Genomic DNA, 18,435 nt, shown 5'->3' with positions numbered 1-18,435 from the left:
AATCCCTCCGAAGTGCGCCGTTTTTAAAGCGCTTTAAGTCCCTGTACTATCTGAGTCGATCTCGATGTGTGTCAAGGGATTCACGGGGAGTGATTTAGTGGATCAACGACCGCGCCTGGCTGACGTCGCCACCCGCGCCGGAGTCTCCACCGCATCGGTGTCCCTCGTTCTCCGCGGTGAGCCGGGACCGAGCGCCGAGACCCGCGAGCGCGTGCTCGCGGCGGCCACCGAGCTGGGCTATCGCGCGGACCGCACGGCCAGCCTGCTCGCCCGCCGCCGGCGTCATCTGCTCGGCGTCATGCTCGACGTGCGCAACCCGTTCCACGCCGAGCTGGTCGAGGAGCTGCACGCCGCGGCCGACAAGGCGGGTTACGAGGTGGTGCTGTCCACGCTGACCCGCGACCGCGACGAGGACCGGGCGATCGAGACGCTGCTCGACTTCCGCTGCGAGGCGCTGATCCTGCTCGGCCCGGATGCCTCGGAGGAGACGCTCGACCGGCTGGCCGCCCAGGTGCCCTGCGTGGTGGTCGGCCGCACGGTCGGCACGGCCCAGGTCGACGTGGTCCGGCCGTCCGACGACGTGGGCGTGGACGCGGCCCTGCTCCATCTGATCGGTCTCGGACACGAGCGGATCGCGTTCGTGGACGGTGGAAACGGCGCGGTCGCGGCGATCCGGCGCCGCGGCTACCGTCGCGCGATGCGCCGCGCCGGTCTGGTCCCGCAGATCGTCTCCGGCGACCACACCGAGGAGGGCGGGGTCCGCGCCGGGCGCCGTCTCCTGGCCGGGCGCGATGCCGGGCGCGATGCCGGGCGCGATGCCGGGCGCGATGCCGGGCACGAGACCAGGCGCGAAGCCGGGCACGACCTGCCGACCGCGGTGATGGCCTCGAACGACCGGCTCGCGATCGGCGTGATGGACTCGCTGATCCGGGCCGGCGTCGACGTGCCGGGCCGAGTCTCCCTGGTCGGTTATGACGACAGCATCCTGGCCCGGCTCGGGCACATCGACCTGACCTCGGTCAACCAGGACGCGCCCGCCCAGGCCCGCAACGCCGTGATGGCCGCGGTCTCCCGCCTCGACGACGGCCGCACCGCCCGTTACGAGGCGGTCCTGGTGCCGCACCTGGTGGTCCGGGGCAGCACCGCCCCGCCGTTCAGCAGCTGAGCAGACCGGCGCGCTTCTTGGCCGTCAGCACGTGCTGGGCCGCATCGGTCAGCCGGGCGCGGAAGGCCGGATCGCTGCCGGCCCGGTCGATCAGCGCCGACGCCATCGGGGCCGCGTCCTCCGGCCGGATGGTCAGCACCATGTCGCCGCCGGCCGCCACGAACCGCACCGCACGCTGCCCGACCGGCACCGATTCGAGCGCGGCCGCCGCGCCCACGTCGTCCGACATGATCAGCCCGGTGAAGCCGAGTTTCTGTCGCAGCAGCCCGGTGACGATCGGCTGCGAGAAAGGCGCGATCGCCGATCGGTCGAGTCTCGGGTAACGGGCCGACGACATCATCACCGCGGCCGAGCCGGCCTCGATCCCGGCCGCGAACGGCTTGAGGAAGGGATCGTCGGCGGTCGTGGTGCTGTCGGCGGCGTTGGCCGAGGTGTCCGTGTTGGCGGTGACCCGGCCCAGGCCCGGGAAGTGCTTGAGGACGGTCAGCACCCCGGCCTCCTGGCTGGCCGGCACGACCGTGCGGATGCTGGTCGCGACCTTGTCCGGGTCGGAGCCGAACTGCCGGTGCCAGTAGCCGATGGGCGGGTTGCGTTCGCCGATGTCGGCCGGGACGGTGTCGGCGACCGGCGCGAGGTTGAGGTTGATGCCGATCCCGGCCAGCCGGCGGGCGCTGTCGCCGGTGGTGCTGCGCAGCGTCGCGGGCGGTCCGGCGCCGAGCTTCTGCGCCGACGGCAGGATCGGGAAGTCGGGGCCTTTCAGTGTCTGCACACTGCCGCCCTCCTGGTCGAGCGAGATCAGCAGGGGCACCGACGCGTTCTGCTTCAGCTCGGTGATGCCGGCGCGCAGCTGATCGGCGGTGTGCGTGCTGCGCCCGTGCAGGAACACCCCGCCCAGGTGGTATTTCTGCACCGTGCCGCCGAGATCGTTCGGGGAGTCGACCGCGGTGCCGATCATGAGCACCTGGCCGGCCAGCTCGGCCTCGGAGAGCCCGCCGACTGCTCCGCCGACACAGCCGGCCGACGCGGACGGCGAAGACGAGGGCGATGGCGCCACGGAAGCTGACGGCGAGGATGCCGGCGACGAGGGAGGAGGGGCGGCAGCCGGGGTTCGCGGCGAGGAGCATCCGGCCAACAGAACGGCCAGCAGGGCGGTCAGCGCCACGGCAAGGTGAGGAGCGGTCCGGGTTCGCATCGGCGTGAAGGTTAGCCGGTCGCCACTTCCCGCCGCAGATCGACTATCCGTCGCGCCTTGCCCATCGACCGCTCGACGCCGTCCGGTTCGATGACTTCCACCCGTACCGAAACTCCGATGTTGTTCTTGATCGCGGTGGCCAGATCGTGGCCGGCCTGCGTGCCCACCGCGGGGTTGGTCGCGGCGCGGCGCTCGACCTTGACGGTGAGCGCATCGAGCCGGCCCTCGCGGCTCAGCACGCACTGGAAATGCGGTGCGAGCTCGGGCGTGCGGAGGATGAGCTCCTCGATCTGGGTGGGGAAGACGTTGACCCCGCGCAGGATCATCATGTCGTCGGAGCGGCCGGTGATCTTCTCGATCCGGCGCATCGGGCGGGCGGTGCCGGGCAGCAGCCGGGTGAGATCGCGGGTGCGGTAACGGACGACCGGCATGGCCTGCTTGGTCAGCGACGTGAAGACCAGCTCGCCGATCTCGCCCTCGGGCAGCACCTCGCCGGTGTCCGGGTCGATGACCTCCGGGTAGAAGTGGTCCTCCCAGACGTGCGGGCCGTCCTTGGTCTCGATGCACTCGGTGGCCACGCCGGGGCCCATCACCTCGGACAGGCCGTAGATGTCGAGCGCGTGCATGTCGAGCCGTTCCTCGACCTCGCGGCGCAGATCCTGCGTCCACGGCTCGGCGCCGAAGATGCCGACCTGCAGCGAGGTGGACCGTGGATCGATGCCCTGCCGCTCCATCTCGTCGACGATCGCCAGCATGTAACTCGGCGTGACCATGATGATCTCCGGCTCGAAGTCCTTGATCAGCATGACCTGACGCTCGGTCATCCCGCCCGAGACCGGGATGACGGTGCAGCCCAGCTCCTCGGCGCCGTAGTGCGCGCCGAGCCCTCCGGTGAAGAGGCCATAGCCATAAGCGACGTGGACCCGGTCGCCGGGCCGGCCGCCGGACGCGCGGATCGAGCGCGCCATCAGCCGGGCCCAGGTGTGCAGATCGTCCTTCGTGTAACCGACGACGGTGGGCCGGCCGGTCGTGCCCGAGGAGGCGTGCACCCGGGCGATCCGCTCGCGCGGCACCGCGAACATGCCGAACGGGTAATTTGCCCGCAGTGTCGCCTTGTCGGTGAACGGGAACTTCGCCAGGTCGCCGAGCCCGCGCAGGTCGCCGGGGTGCGCTCCGTGCTCGTCGAACAGTTTGCGGTATTGCGGAACGTTGTCGTAGGCGTGCTGAAGTGACCATTTCAGCCAGCTCAGTTGCAGGTCGCGCAGCTCGTCGACGGAGGCGCGCTCGATCGGGTCGAGATCTTCGGGACGGGGGGAGCGATCCTGCACTTTCGGTACCTCCTACATGCGCAATCCTTCGAAGGCGACCGTGCTGACGGCATCGGCGATGGCGTCAGCGCCGCCGGGGCGCGGTCTATACCACTCGGTGAGTGAGTTGACCATGCCGAGCAGCAGGCGGGCGGCGGTCGCCGGGTCGACGTCGGGCCGCACGCCACCCTCTGCCTGCGCCTGTTTGACCAGCTCGGTCACGACCGTGTCGAACTCACGCCGGCGAGACAGCGCGTGCTGCTCGACCGCTGTGTTGCCCCGTACCCGCAGGAGCACGGTGACGAACTCGAAACGTTCCGCGAGCACGAGCACGCTGCGCCTGATCAGCTGCTCGAGCCGCTCGATGGCCGGCCGGTCGAGTCGGGTTACATCCTCTGCCGCTTCGAACAGGCCGTCGAGTGCCCGGTCCATCGCCATCTGCAGCAACTGCTCCTTGCCGCTGATGTGGTGGTAGACGCTTGATTTGGTGATGCCGAGCGACTCGGCGATGTCGAACATGCTGGTCGCGTCGTAGCCCCGCTCGTTGAACAGCAGCACGGCCGCGCTCAGCACGGCGTCCAGATCATGACCCGGTCGCCCGCGGCGGCGCGGCGCCGGCGTGGTCATGCCGGTTTCCCCGGGCTGATCACGCGGCTCCGGCCCCGGAACTCGGCGACCACCTCACCGTCGCGGGTCACGGTCACGTCGTAGATGCCGCTGCGACCCTGGGTCACTCTCTCGCTTGCGTACGCCGTGAGCACGTCACCGGCCGCGGTCGGCCGGAGGAAGCTGATGTCGGCGCCGGCCGCCACCGTCACCGGGCCATGGCTGTTACAGGCACACGCGAAGGCGGTATCGGCGAGCATGAAGACATAGCCGCCGTGGGTCATCGCGTGCCCGTTGACCATGTCGCCGGTGACCCGCATCCGCACCGTGGCCTGTCCGTTCCCGGCGTCGAGCAGCTCGATGCCGAGAACCTTGGAGGCGGTGTCGCGGTCGAACATGTCGTGCGCTGCGGTCCGTGCCACCTTGTCTCCCAAGCCTTGATTACCAACCGATCGTTCGGTAGATATTTAAGCCACAGCCAACCGCAATGGAGCGCAGATGACAACCCCCACCGAGTTGTACGAAACGCATCGCGAGCTGCTCGATCGGGCCGTTCAGGCTGCCCAGGAGCGGGATTACTGGTCCGCCTTCCCGGAGTCGCCGAGCAAGTCCGTCTACGGCGAGGACGCGGCTCCCGCCGGCGAGCGGGCGTTCACCGCGCTCCTCGGCAAACAGTTCCCGATCGACGTGCCCGGCGCGGTCGGCACCGTGGCCACCGAGCGTTCCCCGTTCGGCATCGAGCTCGGCGTGAGCTACCCGAAAGCCGACCCGCTGGCCCTGGTCGCCGCCGCCCGGGCCGCCGTCCCGGCGTGGCGCGCCGCCGGTCCGGAAGGCCGGGCCGGTGTCGCCGCCGAGATCATCAAGCGGATCAACGCGCGCAGCTTCGAGCTGGCCCACGCCGTGCAGCACACCACCGGCCAGGCGTTCGTGATGGCGTTCCAGGCCGGCGGTCCGCACGCGCAGGACCGCGCGCTCGAGGCGGTGGCCTACGCTCTCGCCGCCACCACGCGGATGCCGGCCGGCGCGAGCTGGGCCAAGCCGCAGCGTGGCGCTGACCCGCTGCGCCTGGAAAAGACCACCACGGTGGTCGGCCGGGGCGTCTCGGTGGTGATCGGCTGCAACACCTTCCCGACCTGGAACAGCTACCCCGGCCTGTTCGCGAGCCTGGTCACCGGCAACCCGGTGATCGTCAAGCCGCACCCGGGCGCCGTCCTGCCGCTCGCCATCACCGTGCAGATCTGCCGCGAGGTGCTGGCCGAGGCCGGCCAGAGCCCCGACCTGGTCACCCTCGCCGTCGAGGAGCCGGGCGACGGCATCGCGGCCACCCTCGCCACCCACCCCGACGTGCGCATCGTCGACTTCACCGGCTCCAGCGAGTTCGGCAACTGGCTTGAGGCCAACGCCCGTCAGGCCGTCGTCTACACCGAGAAGTCCGGCCTCAACACCGTCATCGTCGACTCCGCCGGCGACTACCAGGGCCTGCTGCGCAACCTGTCGTTCTCGCTGTCGCTCTACAGCGGCCAGATGTGCACCACCCCGCAAAACCTGCTGGTCCCACGGGACGGCATCGAGACCGACGCGGGCCACAAGAGCTTCGACGAGTTCGGCGCCGACCTTGCCGCCGCCCTCGACAAGCTGCTCGGCGACCCGAAACGGGCGGCCGGCACGCTGGGCGCGATCGTCAACGACGGGGTGCGGGGCCGGCTCGCCGAGGCCGGCGACCTGCCGTCGGTGGTCCACCCGTCCGCCGAGGTCGCCGACGACCAGTTCCCCAACGCCAGCATCCGCACCCCGGTCGTGGCCCGGCTCGACGCCGCCGACGAGAAGACCTACACCCGCGAGTGGTTCGGCCCGGTCTCCTTCCTGATCGCGACCGACTCCACCTCGCACAGCCTCGAGGTGTTCGTCGAGACGGTCCGGGCACACGGCGCGCTGACCGCGGCGGTCTATTCGAGCTCCCCGGAGGTCCTGGCCGCCGCCCGCGAGGCCGCGCTCGACGCCGGCGTCCACCTGTCCGAAAACCTGACCGGCGGCGTCTTCGTCAACCAGACGGCCGCCTTCAGCGACCTGCACGGCACCGGCGCCAACCCGGCGGCGACGGCATCCCTGACCGACGACCACTTCGTCAGCGGCCGGTTCTTCGCGCTGCAGTCCCGCCACCATGTCTGAGGCCTATCTCGTCGGCGGTGTCCGCACGCCGCAGGGCAAATATGGCGGTGGGCTCGCCGGGGTCCGCCCCGACGACCTCGCCGCCCAGGTGGTGCGCGAGGCGGTGACCCGCGCGAGCGCGCCGGTCGACCTGATCGACGAGGTGATTCTCGGCGCCGCCAACCAGGCGGGCGAGGACAACCGCAACGTCGCCCGGATGGCGGTGCTCCTCTCCGGCCTGCCCGACACCATCCCGGGCTACACGGTCAACCGGCTCTGCGCGAGCGGCCTCACCGCGATCATCTCGGCCGCCAACCAGGTCCGCGCCGGTGAGGCCGATCTGATCGTGGCCGGCGGCGTCGAGTCGATGACCCGCTCGCCGTGGGTGATGCAGAAACCGGGCACCCCCTGGGCCCGCCCCGGCGAGGTCGCCGACACCTCACTGGGCTGGCGCTTCACCAACCCGGCGTTCACCGAGCACGACCGGACGGCCGGCGCCGCCCCGGAGGACCGCCGCGTCACCCTCTCCATGGGGGAGACCGCCGAGGAGGTGGCCGCCCTCGACGGCATCACCCGGGCCGACAGCGACGCGTTCGCGCTGCGCAGCCACGAGCGGGCGATCGCCGCCATCGACGCCGGCCGGTTCGCGGCCGAGATCACCCCGGTCGGCGACCTGACCACCGACGAGATCCCGCGCCGCGGCTCCACCCTGGAAAAGCTCGGCCAGCTCAAGCCGGTGTTCCGCGCCGGCGGCGTGGTCACCGCCGCCTCCTCGTCACCGCTGTCCGACGGCGCGGCCGCCCTGATCGTGGCGAGCGGCGCGGCCGTCGAGCGCTACGGCCTGACCCCGCGGGCGCGCATAGTCACCGGCGCCAGTGCCGGGGTCGCCCCGCAGCTGATGGGCCTCGGCCCGGTTCCGGCCACCGAGAAAGCCCTGGCCCGGGCCGGCTGGGGCGTCGGCGACCTGGAGGCCGTTGAGCTCAACGAGGCGTTCGCCGTGCAGTCGCTCGCCGTGCTCCGCCGCCTGAAGCTCGACGAGGAACGCGTCAACGCCGACGGTGGCGCCATCGCCCTGGGTCACCCGCTGGGTTGTTCCGGCGCCCGGCTCACCGTCACGCTGCTCGGCCGGATGGAACGCGAGGACGCCTGCCGCGGCCTCGCCACCCTCTGCGTCGGCGTCGGCCAGGGCGTCGCGATGCTGGTGGAGCGGCCATGACGGGCCCGACTCTCGCGGTCGAGGAGCTCGACGACCGAGTTGTCGTGACGTTGCGCCGCCCCGAGGCGCGCAACGCGATCAACGCGGCCATGGTGCGGGAGCTGCACGACGTGTGCACCGTGCTGGAGGAGCGGCCGCGGCTGCTCCTGCTCACCGGCGACGGCGGGGTCTTCGCGGCCGGCGCGGACATCGGCGAACTGCGCGAACGCGGCCGTGACCAGGCGTTGCAGGGCATCAACAGCCGGCTCTTCGACCGCCTCGCCCGGCTGCCGATGCCGACCGTCGCCGCGGTGGACGGCTACGCGCTGGGCGGCGGCGCCGAACTGGCGTACTCATGCGACATCCGCCTCGCCTCGCCCGCTGCCGTCTTCGGCAACCCCGAGCCCGGCCTCGGCATCCTCGCCGCGGCCGGCGCCTGCTGGCGGCTGCGCGACCTGGTCGGCGCGTCCGTCGCCAAGCAGGTCCTGCTGGCCGGCCGCCGGCTCGACGCCGACGACGCGCTGCGCTGCGGCCTGGTGGCCGAGGTCGTCCCGGCGGGTGACCTGCTCAAGCGGGCGCACGCGCTGCTCGACCGGATGGCCCGCTCCGCCCCGCTCGCTCTGCGCCTGACCAAGCTGGTCGCCGACGCGCCGGGCGGCCACCCGGTGACCGACGACCTGGCCCAGGCCATCCTCTTCGAGTCCACCGACAAACAGACCCGGATGGACGCGTTCCTGGCCGGAGACCGGCCATGACCGCGGGAGGCAACGTGGTGAGCTCTCTGATCGAGGCCGCTGTGCCCAAGACGGTCGGTGTCATCGGTGGTGGGCGGATGGGGGCCGGGATCGCGCAGGTCTTCGCGGTGGCCGGCGCCGTCGTCTGCCTGGCCGAGCGTGACCCGGCCGCGGCCAAGGCCTCCCGCGACCGGGTCGCCATGGGGCTGCTGCGGGCCGCGGAGAAGGGCAAGCTCACCGAGTCGGCGGACGCCGTGCTCGAGCGGTTGCTGCTGGTCGACGACATCGCGGCCCTGCCGCCGGGCGCCGACCTGGTGGTCGAGGCGGTGCCGGAGGATGCCGCGCTCAAGGTGCGGGTGCTCGCCGCGGCCGAGGAGGCGGTCGGCGAGCAGACGGTGCTGGCCACCAACACCAGTTCGCTGTCGGTCGCCGGCATCGCCGACGGGCTGCGCCGGCCGGGGCGGTTCCTCGGCATGCACTTCTTCAACCCAGTGCCGGCCAGCAGCCTCGTCGAGGTGGTGGTCGCGCCGCAGACCGGCGACGAGGTGCGTGACGCCGCCCGTTCCTGGGTGGCCGGGCTGGGCAAGACCGAGGTCGTGGTGCGTGATTCGCCCGGCTTCGCCACCAGCCGGCTCGGTGTGCTGCTCGGCCTCGAGGCGATCCGCATGCTCGAGGAGGGCGTGGCCGACGCCGCCGCGATCGACCGGGCCATGGAGCTCGGTTACCGGCATCCGATGGGCCCGCTGCGCTCGACCGACCTGGTCGGCCTGGACGTGCGGCTGGCCATCGCCGAGCATCTGCATGCCGAGCTCGGCGATCGGTTCGCCCCGCCCCGGCTGCTGCGTGACAAGGTGGCCCGGGGCGAGCTGGGCCGCAAGACGGGGCAGGGGTTCTTCACTTGGGAGGCGTCATGACCGGCGAACAGGTCTTCGAACAGACCCTCGCGAAGGACCAGCGGGTCGAGCCCCGCGACTGGATGCCGGACGGATATCGCAAGACGATGATCCGGCAGATCGCCCAGCACGCGCACTCCGAGATCATCGGCATGCAGCCGGAAGGCGCGTGGATCACCCGGGCGCCGACGCTGCGGCGCAAGGCGATCCTGCTCGCCAAGGTGCAGGACGAGGCGGGCCACGGCCTCTATCTTTACTCGGCGGCCGAGACGCTCGGCGCCGACCGGGGCGACCTTACCCGGCGCCTCATCGAGGGCCGGCAGAAATACTCGTCGATCTTCAACTATCCGACGCTGACCTTCGCCGACGTCGGCGTGATCGGCTGGCTGGTCGACGGCGCCGCCATCTGCAACCAGGTGCCGCTGTGCCGCAGCTCCTTCGGCCCGTACGCGCGAGCCATGATCCGCATCTGCAAGGAGGAGTCCTTCCACCAGCGGCAGGGCTACGAACTGCTGATGACCATGATGGGCGGCACCCCGGCACAGCGGGAGATGGTGCAGGACGCCACCAACCGCTGGTGGTGGCCGTCGCTGATGATGTTCGGGCCGCCCGACGCGGAGTCGCCCAACAGCGCCCAGTCCATGGCCTGGAAGATCAAGCGGCACAGCAACGACGATCTGCGGCAGCGGTTCGTCGACATGAGCGTCCCGCAGGCGGAGGCGCTCGGGGTCACCCTGCCCGACCCCGACCTGCGGTGGAACGCCGAACGCGAGCACTACGACTTCGGCGCCATCGACTGGGTCGAGTTCAAGAAGGTCATCGCCGGCTCCGGCCCGATGAACGCCGAGCGCCTCGCCCACCGGCGGCGTGCCGACGAGGAGGGCGCCTGGGTGCGCGAAGCCGCCGCGGCGCACGCGGCCAAACGGGCGGGAGCACGCGCATGAGCGACCAGATCAACGGCGAGATCAAACACGAATGGCCGCTGTTCGAGGTGTTCGTGCGGGCCAAGCGCGGCCTCAACCACGTGCACGTCGGTTCGCTGCGCGCCGCCGACCACGAGATGGCGCTGCACCACGCCCGTGATCTCTACACGCGGCGCAACGAGGGGGTCAGCATCTGGGTGGTGCGCTCCGACGACGTCGTGTCCTCCGGGCCGGCCGACAAGGACGCCTTCTTCGCACCCAGCGGCGACAAGGTCTACCGCCACCCCACGTACTACTCCATTCCCGACTCGGTTCCGCACATCTGAGGCCGGCCATGTCTTTCGACGATGCCTACGACGCGCTCACCGACCACGACGACGACAGCCGCTGGGCGTACGGGACGGGGTTCGCCGACCCGCTAGCCGGCGTGCCCACCGCGGCGCCCGACGGAGTGCCGCCCGCCGACCTCGCGGCGTACTGCGTGATGCTGGGCGACGACGCCCTGGTCATGTCGCACCGGCTGCAGCAGTGGGTGACCCGCGCGCCCGAGCTCGAGGACGAGATGGCGCTCGCCAACATCGGCCTCGACCTGCTCGGCCAGGCCCGCCTGCTGCTGAGCCGGGCCGCCGAGGTGGAGGGGACCGGAAATGACGAGGACTCCCTGGCCTACCTGCGCGATCCGGCCGGCTTCCGCAACGTGCGGCTGGCCGAGCGCCTCGACGAGGACTTCGCCCACCTGATCGCCCGGCTGCTGGTCTTCGCGACCTGGCGGCTGGCCCTGCTCGACCGGCTGACCGCCTCGCGCGACCCGATCCTGGCCGCGATCGGCGCCAAGGGCGTGAAGGAGGTGGCGTACCACCGGGAGTACGCCGCGGGCTGGGTGGTCCGCCTCGGCGACGGCACCGACGTGTCCCACACGCGCATGCGCGCCGCCGCCGACGCGGTGGAGCCGCTGGCCGGCGAGCTGTTCGCGCCGCACGAGCTCGAGCTGCGGCTGGCCGCGGCCGGTGTCGCGGTCGACCCGTCCACGCTGCGCGCGGAATATGACAGCGTCCTGCGTGAGGTGCACCGGGTGGCCACCCTGCCGGCGCCGCCCGAGCTGCAGGCGGTAGCCGGGGGCAGCGGCCGGGACGGCATCCACGGCCCGGAGCTGACCGCCATCCTGACCGAGATGCAGGAACTGCCCCGAGCCGTCCCCGGCGGCGTGTGGTGACCGCCACCGCCGCGGAGGTGGTCGAGGCGGTTGCCGACCCGGAGCTGCCGGTGCTCACGCTTGGTGAGCTCGGGATCGTCCGGGACGTGCGTGCGGGCGAGGACGGCGTCGTCGTGACGATCACGCCGACGTACTCGGGCTGCCCGGCCATGGAAGCGATGCGCGACGACATCGTCCGGGCGCTGGCGGAGGCGGGATTCGGGCCGGCCCGGGTGCGCACCGTGCTGGCGCCGGCCTGGACCACCGACTGGATCAGCGAGACCGGGCGGGCCAAGCTCGCCGCCGCCGGGATCGCGCCGCCCGGTGCGGCGCCCCGACGCGGGGCCGGGCCGGTGCCGCTCATGCTCGGGGTGCGGGCGGCTTCGGTCGCCTGTCCGCGGTGCGGGCACGCCGAGTCCGAGCAGTTGGCCGCGTTCTCCGCCACCGCCTGCCGGGAGCTGCGGCGATGCCCGGCCTGCCGGGAGCCGTTCGAGCACGTGAAGGAGATCTGACGTGGTCGTGCGTGACTTTCATCCGCTGCGGGTGGCCGGGATCGAACGGCTCTGCGACGACGCGGTGGCCGTGACCTTCGACGTGCCGGGGGAGTTGGCGTCGCTCTACGCGTTCCGGGCCGGGCAGTCGCTGACGGTCCGGCGGCCGGGAGGTGTTGACGAGCGGCGCAGCTACTCGATCTGTGCGGCCGAGGGCTCGCGGCCGCGGATCGGGGTGCGTGAGGTGCCGGGCGGGATGGTGTCGGGGTGGCTCGTCCGGGAGCTGCAGGTCGGCGACGCGGTCGAGGTGGCCCCGCCGAGCGGGAGCTTCACGCCCGACCTGGCGGCCGGCGGCCGGCACGTGATGATCGCGGCGGGGTCCGGGATCACGCCGGTGCTGTCCATCGCCGCGTCCCTGTTGCGGAACCCGAAGGCCCAGGTCAGCATCCTGTACGGGAATCGGCGGGCGGCGACGGTCATGTTCGCGGAGGAGCTGTCCGACCTCAAGGACAGTCATCCCTCGCGGCTCGAACTGGTGCACCTGCTGTCGCGGGAGGCCCGGGAGGTCGACCTGCTCAGTGGGCGGATCGACGCGGAAAAGCTTCGGCAGTTGTTACCCGTACTCATCGATGTCGGTGGGGTTGATCATTGGTGGTTGTGCGGGCCGTTCGGGATGGTCACCGACGCCGTCGAGGTGCTGAGCGAGGCCGGCGTGGCGCCGGAGCGGATCCACCGGGAGCTGTTCTGGGTCGATGAGGCGCCGCCGGAGCCCCGGCGGGACGAACCGCGACCCGCCGGGCCGGCCAGCGAGGTGACCGTGGTGCTCGACGGGCGGTCCACCACCGTTGCCGTCGCCGAGGGCGACACCGTTCTCGAAGGGGCGCAGCGGGCCCGGCCCGACCTGCCGTTCGCCTGCAAGGGCGGGGTCTGCGGGACCTGTCGCGGGCGGGTGGTCGAGGGCGAGGTGGCCATGCGGCGCAACTTCGCCCTCGAACCGGGGGAGGTGGCGGCCGGTTTCGTGCTGACCTGCCAGTCGACGCCGGTCACCCCGAAGCTGGTGGTCACCTTCGACGACTGAAGTCGGCGGGGAGCTCGGCGAAGTTCGCGTGCACGAACTCGGCCGCCGGGACCTGGTTGCGAGCCAGCTTCAGCATGCCCTCGGAGATGTCGACGCCGACCACCCGGTGGCCGGCCTCCGTGAGGATCTTGGCCGTGGGAAGGCCGGTGCCGCAGCCGAGGTCCACCACCGAGGCATCGGTGGGAAGTAGCGCGCTGACACGTTCCACGAGCGCCGTCTGGAAGGGGTTGCTGCTGTGTTCGCCCTGGTAAAGCTCGGCGAGTTGGTCGAATACCGCCATGCGCCGGACGCTACCGGCACGATTGGATGATCTACAGAAGTCGAACGTTCTCAGTAGATCTCCGAACGGCGACGTTCCCGATGCGCAGGTTCTGGCGATCACGGAACCGGCGAACCGAGCACGCGGGTGACGCCCTCAGCGGTGACGCGGTCGTCCAGCCGGGACTCGTCGAGGTTGGCGCACAGCACGATGGACGCGCCCGCCGAGAGCGGGGCGAGCAGCCACATCAGCGGCTGCTCGGAGGCGTCCGCCTGGATGAGCACCCGATCGCCGGGCCCGATCCGGTGCATCTCGGCGAGGCCGGCCGCTACCACCGCGTACTCGCCGAAGCTCGCCGGGCCGATCGGTGAAGCCGGCGGCGCCGCGCCCAGATAGGGGCGCACCTCGGTGGCGAAGTCGCGGTAGTCCTCAGGGACGTCCGTCGCCGGCGCGCCCGCCGGGGCCAGGCCCAGCACGAACTGATGCCGGCCGGCCGGCACCTCGTCGAGCCAGCTGCCGATCCGCCGCTGCTGCACGAACGTGACGTCGAGCGGATCGCCGGCGGGGGCGAGACCGGCGGTCGCCCAACCCCGGTAGGAAACTTCGATGCCGGCCGACCAGGCGCCCAGCAGCACCGCCGCGGTCTGCCAGTGCGGGGGCAGCAGCACCGCCGCCTGATCGCCCGGGCCGAGCCCGCAGCCCTCGGTGAGCAGTGCGGCCGTCGCCGCCGACCAGCCGCTGAGCTGCGCCGCGGTTAGCCCGATGCGTTCGCCGGTCGCGTCGTCGTAGTAGGTGAACAGCTCGCCCATCGGGGCAGATTAGCGAATTACGCAGCCACGTCCAGGTGACGCTCGCGGACCTCGGTCGCATAGCGCACCAGCAGGTGAATCGTGCGCGGGCCGGCCACCCCGTCGGCCTCGAGGCCGACCCGGGCCTGGAACGCGCTCACCAGCTCGGCCAGCTCCTCGTCGGTGTCACCGACGGTCGCGCCGAGGTCGGCGAACAGGGCACGCACGGTGGCCGCATCGGCCGGGGGAGCGGTCTCCGGCCAGCCGATCAGGCCACCGACGGCGGTGCCGAGGTTGTTGAGCATCTCTCGTGCGGACATGTCTGCCTCCTGCCGGATCCCGGGGGGACGGGATACGTCAAGAATCCGCAGGAAGCCTGTGCGGCACATCGGACCTAGGTCCCGAGAAACCTGTGTCCTGTTCCGACTTTCGGCCGAGCCCCAGAGGCCGATGACTGCAGGCCGAGCTCAGCAGACGGTGGCGCCGGCCAGGGCGACCAGCTTGCGGGCGTCGGCCGCCGGCACACCCTCCTCGCTGAGCTCACCGGCCGCGGCCGTCGCGCTCCGGCCGGCCGCGATGGCGGTGCAGGCCTGCTCGCCGAGCGCCTCCACCTCCTCGTCCCGTCGGTCGAGCGCCACCTGCGGCAACTGCTTCTGCACGGCGGCCAGGAAACCGTCGAGGGCCGGCGGTGATGTCTTCTTCGTCTGCGGCGATCGGCTGGGCCGCTTCGGCTCCGGCCGGTGCGTCAGCAGCGGTGACTGCGTGGTGGTCGCCTGCTGGACGGGTTCGGAAGCGGGCGCGGCGGCGACGGGGGCCGCCTCCTCCTCCGGCGACGAACATCCGGCCAGCGCCACGAGCAGCCCGAACGCGATAAGCGTGCGCCTCATCGGCGGTCCCTTCCCCGGTCGGCCGACAGCGCTGCCCCACCCGGCCGGAGCAGAAACGGTTCGTCCGCCGGCGGCCACACGCGAAGACCGGGCCGCGGAGTGCGGGCGGCCGCCGCCACGGTGGCCGCGGGGGCGGCAAGGGTGGCCGCGGGGGCGGCCACGATGGGCGCGACCACGGTCTCGGCGGACAGGGCCGGGTGGGGCGGCGGGGTGCCCGCTGGACCGGAGCGGGGCGGCAACGGCACTCGGATTGTGGTGAAACGGGCTAAAGACACCCGAAAAGGTTAAGAGGCCAGCGCTGCTCGAAGCGGCGGCGCGCCCACCGCCGGGTGGCGAAGCGACCCGGACGGGTGACCGGCGGCATACAGCAAAGCCACAGACGCTTCACCGGATCTGAACAAGGTCGCGCGCAACTGTTGACGCATCAGCCAGAACGAAGCGAGGCGTCGCCATGACCGATCTGATGACCCGGCCCCCCTATTACCGTGGCGCCCACGGCCCGAGCGAGGATGACCGCGGCACGCCGCCCCCGCCGCCGCCGGAACCGCCGTACGTGATGCCCTCGAACGGTGGCCGCCGCTGGCCGCGCCGTGTCGCCGGTGGGGCCGCCGTGCTCGCGCTCGTCGCCGGCGGCGGCACGGCCGGTGGCGTGCTCGCCGAGCGTTACCTCATCGACCACCCGGCCGCCGCGGCCACCACCAGCAGCGTCACGTCGGCCACCTCGACGAGCACCTCCACCGAGACCGACTCCCTCGCGACGATCGTGAAGGCCGTGCAGCCGAGCGTCGTGACGGTGATGGTGGACAGCAGCCAGGCGTCGTCGATCGGATCGGGTGTGATCATCAGCTCGGACGGGCTGATCCTCACCAACAATCACGTGATCGCGGAGAACGGCACGGTCAGCGTGCGGCTGTCGTCGGGCAAGACGGTGGCGGCCACCGTGGTCGCCACCGACACCACCAACGACCTGGCCCTGGTGCAGGCGACCGGGTTGTCCGGCCTGACCCCGGTCACGTTCGGCACCAATGACTCCGTGGTCGTCGGTGACACCGTGCTCGCGTTCGGGGCGCCGCTCGGCCTGGAGGACACGGTCACCTCGGGCATCGTCTCGGCGCTGGACCGCAGCGTCGACACCGGTGACGAGAAGCTGTCCGGCCTGCTCCAAACCGACGCGGCGATCAACCAGGGGAACTCCGGTGGCGCGCTGGTCGACACGTCCGGTCACGTGATCGGCATCAACGTGGCGATCGCCACTGCCAGTCAGACCAGCACCGGCAGCATCGGGGTCGGTTTCGCGATCCCGGCCGACACCGTCACCAAGGTGATCTCCCAGCTCAAGGCCCAGATCAAATAATCATGCGACCGCGGCGGGGGCGCCGAACCAGCGACCAAGCGCCTCCCGCAGGCTTCCGGCATCGCCCGACGCCCAGGCGACGTAGTTGTCCGGCCGCACCAGCATCGACCGCTCTCCGGGAATCACGTCGACCCGGTCCCGCCAGGGCTCGGCGACACCGGTGAGCGAACCGGTGCTGTCGACCAGCAAGGGCCGGCCGGTCCTGCTCTCCGGGCCGATCTCCGGCGCGAACCGTCCCACCAGCGGCGACGTGCTGTCGCCCAGGTCGTACCTGAAGTCGGAGCCGGCGATCAGCGACGCGATGCGCTCGAGCACCGCGGGTTCGCCCAGCAGTTCGGCGAAGAGCGTGCGCAGCGCGGTCACCTCCGGGCCCGGTCCGACGAGCGCCCGCTGCGCGAGGGTGTGCATGGTGACGCGTTCGCCCGCCGGGCGACGCTCCGTCTCGTAGGTGTCGAGCAGGCCGTCCGGAGCCCAGCCGCGCACGGTCGCGGCCAGTTTCCAGCCGAGGTTCACCGCATCCTGCAGGCCGAGGTTGAGGCCGGGACCACCCATCGCCGAGTGCACATGCGCCGCGTCACCGACCAGCAGGACCCGGCCGTCGCGGTAACGCTCCGCGAGCCGGGTGTTGCCACCGGCCAGGCGGCGCAGCAGGTGCGGCCCGTCGCCGGCGGGCGGCGTGAGCGGCACCTCGATGCCGCCGAGCACATGTGCCAGGGCATCCTGCAGCTCAGTCAGGGTGAGATCGGCGTCCGGCGCGGGCAGGTCGGCCGTGTTGACGCTGAGCAGCGTCCGTCCGTCGGGGAACGGCGCGTAGGCGATCAGCCCTCGCTCGGTGCGATGGTGCAGGAAAGGCGGGATCACCCCGTAGCCGGGCACTCGCAGACCGCCGGTGACCGGGTCACGCATCGAGGCCGGGACCGTGACGTGAGCGGTGCGACTGATCGTGCGGTCGGTGGTGACGCCGGGGAAACCGATGCCGGCCAGTTTCCGGGTGATGCTCTTGCCGCCGTCCGCGCCGACGAGATAGCGCGCCTCGATCCGATAATTGCCCTCCGGCCCGTCGGCGTCGATCAGAACCCGGTCGTCCTTCTGCTCCATACCGATCAGGGAATGCCCGTGGCGAATTGTCACGCCCAATTCGGCGGCCCGGGCGGCGAGCATCGCCTCGATCTTCTGTTGCGGCACCATGACGATGTAAACGGGATTGTCGGCGAGCTGATGAAGCGGCAACGGAAATGCAGCAAACATGAATTGCTGAGCCGGCGACGGTTTCTCGCCGATCAGTGGTTCGTAGAGGCCACGCCGGTCGAGCAGGCGGATGACCTGCCCGACCATGCCGTTGGCGCGCTGCTCGGCCGACGGCCCGGTGCGCGGTTCCAGCACCAGCGGCCGCACCCCGGCGAGCGCCAATTCACAGGCAAGCATGAGCCCATTGGGTCCGGCTCCGGAAATAACCACATCAAAAACCATGTCAACCCCTTCTAATCGTACGCGGAAAGAAGTCCACAAACGCAGCACTGACCGCCCCGTCCTTTTCGAAGAAAGGCGGGTGTCACGAAATGGCGGCTACTCGGGTGGGGGCAGGCCTTCGGAGATCTGGCGCAGAGCATTCGTCATCAGGGCCTGCATGCTGGTCCGGTTGCTGAGGAACGACTGACTGACGACGTTCTGGGCGGCGAGGACAGCCGCGGCGACGAGGTTCGGGTAGAGATCCTTGGCGGCGTCGGTGCCGGTGCGGGCGGCCACGGCATCGGCCAGCGCGGACTCCGCCGTGGCGGCCGCCCGCAGGAACTCGGCCTGGATGGCCGGGACGGTGAGCATCAGTTGCAGGCCCGCCGCCCACGCGTCGCGGTCGGGTCTCGGGTGCGCGGTCACCTCGGGGCCCGGCTTGAACACCTCGATCGCCGCGTGAGTGATGGAGTCCCAGAGTGGTTCGCCGGCCGGGCGCTCACGCAGCACCTCGGCCATGCGCCGGCAGCGGTCGAGGTGCCGCGACGCGACCGCCTCGGCCTTGCTGCCGAAGTAGTTGTTGAACGTGCGGGGTGAGACACCGGCTTCGGCGGCGATGTCTTCCACCAGCACCTTGTCGTAACCACGCTGGACGATCAACCGGATCGCCGACCAGCTCAACGCCGCCCGCGTCGCCAGCTTCTTCTCTTCCCGGAGCCCCACCACGGCAACGCTACCAAAAACTGCGGGGCACGCAAAGATGCGTGCCCCGCA

General features: G+C 71.3%; 21 protein-coding genes. 11 read left to right on the top strand and 10 right to left on the bottom strand.

The annotated features are described in order from the left end of the window. The first annotated feature begins 97 nt into the window (after nt 1-97). Complete coding sequence (locus tag AB0E90_RS07970; RefSeq protein ID WP_360401051.1) at nt 98-1,165, top strand: LacI family DNA-binding transcriptional regulator; 1,068 nt, start codon at nt 98-100, stop codon at nt 1,163-1,165. Here the strand turns inward: AB0E90_RS07970 and AB0E90_RS07965 are convergent. From AB0E90_RS07965 to paaI, 4 genes are all read right to left on the bottom strand, one after another. After that, complete coding sequence (locus AB0E90_RS07965; RefSeq protein ID WP_360401048.1) at nt 1,155-2,219, bottom strand: glycoside hydrolase family 3 N-terminal domain-containing protein; 1,065 nt, start codon at nt 2,217-2,219, stop codon at nt 1,155-1,157. The genes AB0E90_RS07970 and AB0E90_RS07965 overlap by 11 nt on opposite strands. A gap of 149 nt (nt 2,220-2,368) precedes the next feature. Then, nucleotides 2,369-3,685, bottom strand: a complete 1,317-nt coding sequence (gene paaK, locus AB0E90_RS07960; RefSeq protein WP_360401045.1) for a phenylacetate--CoA ligase PaaK — start codon at nt 3,683-3,685, stop codon at nt 2,369-2,371. A 12-nt stretch (nt 3,686-3,697) separates the two neighbouring features. After that, nucleotides 3,698-4,291 (bottom strand): TetR/AcrR family transcriptional regulator, encoded by a 594-nt coding sequence (locus AB0E90_RS07955; RefSeq protein ID WP_360401042.1) that lies wholly within the window; start codon nt 4,289-4,291, stop codon nt 3,698-3,700. Further along, nucleotides 4,288-4,668, bottom strand: coding sequence for a hydroxyphenylacetyl-CoA thioesterase PaaI (gene paaI, locus AB0E90_RS07950; RefSeq protein WP_360401359.1), 381 nt, complete (start codon nt 4,666-4,668; stop codon nt 4,288-4,290). The genes AB0E90_RS07955 and paaI overlap by 4 nt, the downstream gene beginning before the upstream one ends. Nucleotides 4,669-4,768: 100 nt before the next feature. On the opposite strand from paaI, the gene paaN reads away from it, so the two are divergent. From paaN to paaE, 9 genes are read left to right on the top strand one after another with little or no spacing between them, the layout of a single operon-like run. Further along, nucleotides 4,769-6,439 (top strand): phenylacetic acid degradation protein PaaN, encoded by a 1,671-nt coding sequence (gene paaN / locus AB0E90_RS07945; RefSeq protein ID WP_360401039.1) that lies wholly within the window; start codon nt 4,769-4,771, stop codon nt 6,437-6,439. After that, the gene (locus AB0E90_RS07940) at nt 6,432-7,634 is read left to right on the top strand and encodes a thiolase family protein (RefSeq protein WP_360401036.1); all 1,203 of its coding nucleotides are present in this window, start codon (nt 6,432-6,434) and stop codon (nt 7,632-7,634) included. The genes paaN and AB0E90_RS07940 overlap by 8 nt, the downstream gene beginning before the upstream one ends. Then, complete coding sequence (locus tag AB0E90_RS07935; protein ID WP_360401033.1) at nt 7,631-8,368, top strand: enoyl-CoA hydratase/isomerase family protein; 738 nt, start codon at nt 7,631-7,633, stop codon at nt 8,366-8,368. The genes AB0E90_RS07940 and AB0E90_RS07935 overlap by 4 nt, the downstream gene beginning before the upstream one ends. 14 nt (nt 8,369-8,382) lie before the next feature. After that, nucleotides 8,383-9,261, top strand: coding sequence for a 3-hydroxyacyl-CoA dehydrogenase family protein (locus AB0E90_RS07930; protein WP_360401030.1), 879 nt, complete (start codon nt 8,383-8,385; stop codon nt 9,259-9,261). After that, nucleotides 9,258-10,184, top strand: coding sequence for a 1,2-phenylacetyl-CoA epoxidase subunit PaaA (gene paaA, locus AB0E90_RS07925; protein WP_360401027.1), 927 nt, complete (start codon nt 9,258-9,260; stop codon nt 10,182-10,184). Before AB0E90_RS07930 ends, paaA begins: the two co-directional genes overlap by 4 nt. Beyond that, a complete protein-coding gene (gene paaB / locus AB0E90_RS07920) occupies nt 10,181-10,489 on the top strand; it encodes a 1,2-phenylacetyl-CoA epoxidase subunit PaaB (RefSeq protein WP_360401024.1) in 309 nt (102 codons plus the stop codon). The genes paaA and paaB overlap by 4 nt, the downstream gene beginning before the upstream one ends. 8 nt (nt 10,490-10,497) lie before the next feature. Continuing rightward, entirely contained in the window at nt 10,498-11,376 is an 879-nt protein-coding gene (gene paaC / locus AB0E90_RS07915; protein WP_360401021.1) for a 1,2-phenylacetyl-CoA epoxidase subunit PaaC, read from the top strand. Continuing rightward, nucleotides 11,373-11,867 (top strand): 1,2-phenylacetyl-CoA epoxidase subunit PaaD, encoded by a 495-nt coding sequence (gene paaD / locus AB0E90_RS07910; protein WP_360401018.1) that lies wholly within the window; start codon nt 11,373-11,375, stop codon nt 11,865-11,867. Before paaC ends, paaD begins: the two co-directional genes overlap by 4 nt. A gap of 1 nt (nt 11,868) precedes the next feature. Further along, nucleotides 11,869-12,924, top strand: a complete 1,056-nt coding sequence (gene paaE, locus AB0E90_RS07905) for a 1,2-phenylacetyl-CoA epoxidase subunit PaaE (RefSeq protein ID WP_360401015.1) — start codon at nt 11,869-11,871, stop codon at nt 12,922-12,924. Here paaE and AB0E90_RS07900 read toward each other — a convergent pair. The 4 genes from AB0E90_RS07900 to AB0E90_RS07885 all read right to left on the bottom strand — a co-directional run bounded on the left by AB0E90_RS07900 (nt 12,908) and on the right by AB0E90_RS07885 (nt 14,858). After that, the gene (locus AB0E90_RS07900; protein WP_360401012.1) at nt 12,908-13,204 is read right to left on the bottom strand and encodes a class I SAM-dependent methyltransferase; all 297 of its coding nucleotides are present in this window, start codon (nt 13,202-13,204) and stop codon (nt 12,908-12,910) included. The genes paaE and AB0E90_RS07900 overlap by 17 nt on opposite strands. A gap of 98 nt (nt 13,205-13,302) precedes the next feature. Continuing rightward, the gene (locus tag AB0E90_RS07895) at nt 13,303-13,992 is read right to left on the bottom strand and encodes a TIGR03089 family protein (RefSeq protein WP_360401009.1); all 690 of its coding nucleotides are present in this window, start codon (nt 13,990-13,992) and stop codon (nt 13,303-13,305) included. A gap of 17 nt (nt 13,993-14,009) precedes the next feature. After that, entirely contained in the window at nt 14,010-14,291 is a 282-nt protein-coding gene (locus AB0E90_RS07890) for a peptidoglycan-binding protein (protein WP_360401006.1), read from the bottom strand. Between the two features lie 147 nt (nt 14,292-14,438). Then, complete coding sequence (locus AB0E90_RS07885; RefSeq protein ID WP_360401003.1) at nt 14,439-14,858, bottom strand: DUF732 domain-containing protein; 420 nt, start codon at nt 14,856-14,858, stop codon at nt 14,439-14,441. 451 nt (nt 14,859-15,309) lie between these two features. Between AB0E90_RS07885 and AB0E90_RS07880 the strand changes: the two genes are divergently transcribed. After that, nucleotides 15,310-16,212: a trypsin-like peptidase domain-containing protein gene (locus AB0E90_RS07880; RefSeq protein ID WP_360401000.1), complete on the top strand. Its 903-nt coding sequence runs from the start codon at nt 15,310-15,312 to the stop codon at nt 16,210-16,212. Here AB0E90_RS07880 and AB0E90_RS07875 read toward each other — a convergent pair whose 3' ends face one another. Continuing rightward, nucleotides 16,213-17,682: an FAD-dependent monooxygenase gene (locus AB0E90_RS07875; protein WP_360400997.1), complete on the bottom strand. Its 1,470-nt coding sequence runs from the start codon at nt 17,680-17,682 to the stop codon at nt 16,213-16,215. A gap of 96 nt (nt 17,683-17,778) precedes the next feature. Beyond that, nucleotides 17,779-18,384 (bottom strand): TetR family transcriptional regulator, encoded by a 606-nt coding sequence (locus tag AB0E90_RS07870; RefSeq protein ID WP_360400994.1) that lies wholly within the window; start codon nt 18,382-18,384, stop codon nt 17,779-17,781. Nucleotides 18,385-18,435 lie beyond the last annotated feature (51 nt).

Origin of the sequence: Actinoplanes sp. NPDC026619 (genome assembly GCF_040638295.1) — a bacterium.
In the GTDB taxonomy this organism is placed as follows: Bacteria; Actinomycetota; Actinomycetes; order Mycobacteriales; family Micromonosporaceae; genus Actinoplanes.
The sequence above is the reverse complement of the archived record's forward strand: the minus strand, read 5'-3'. Positions and strand labels throughout refer to the sequence as shown.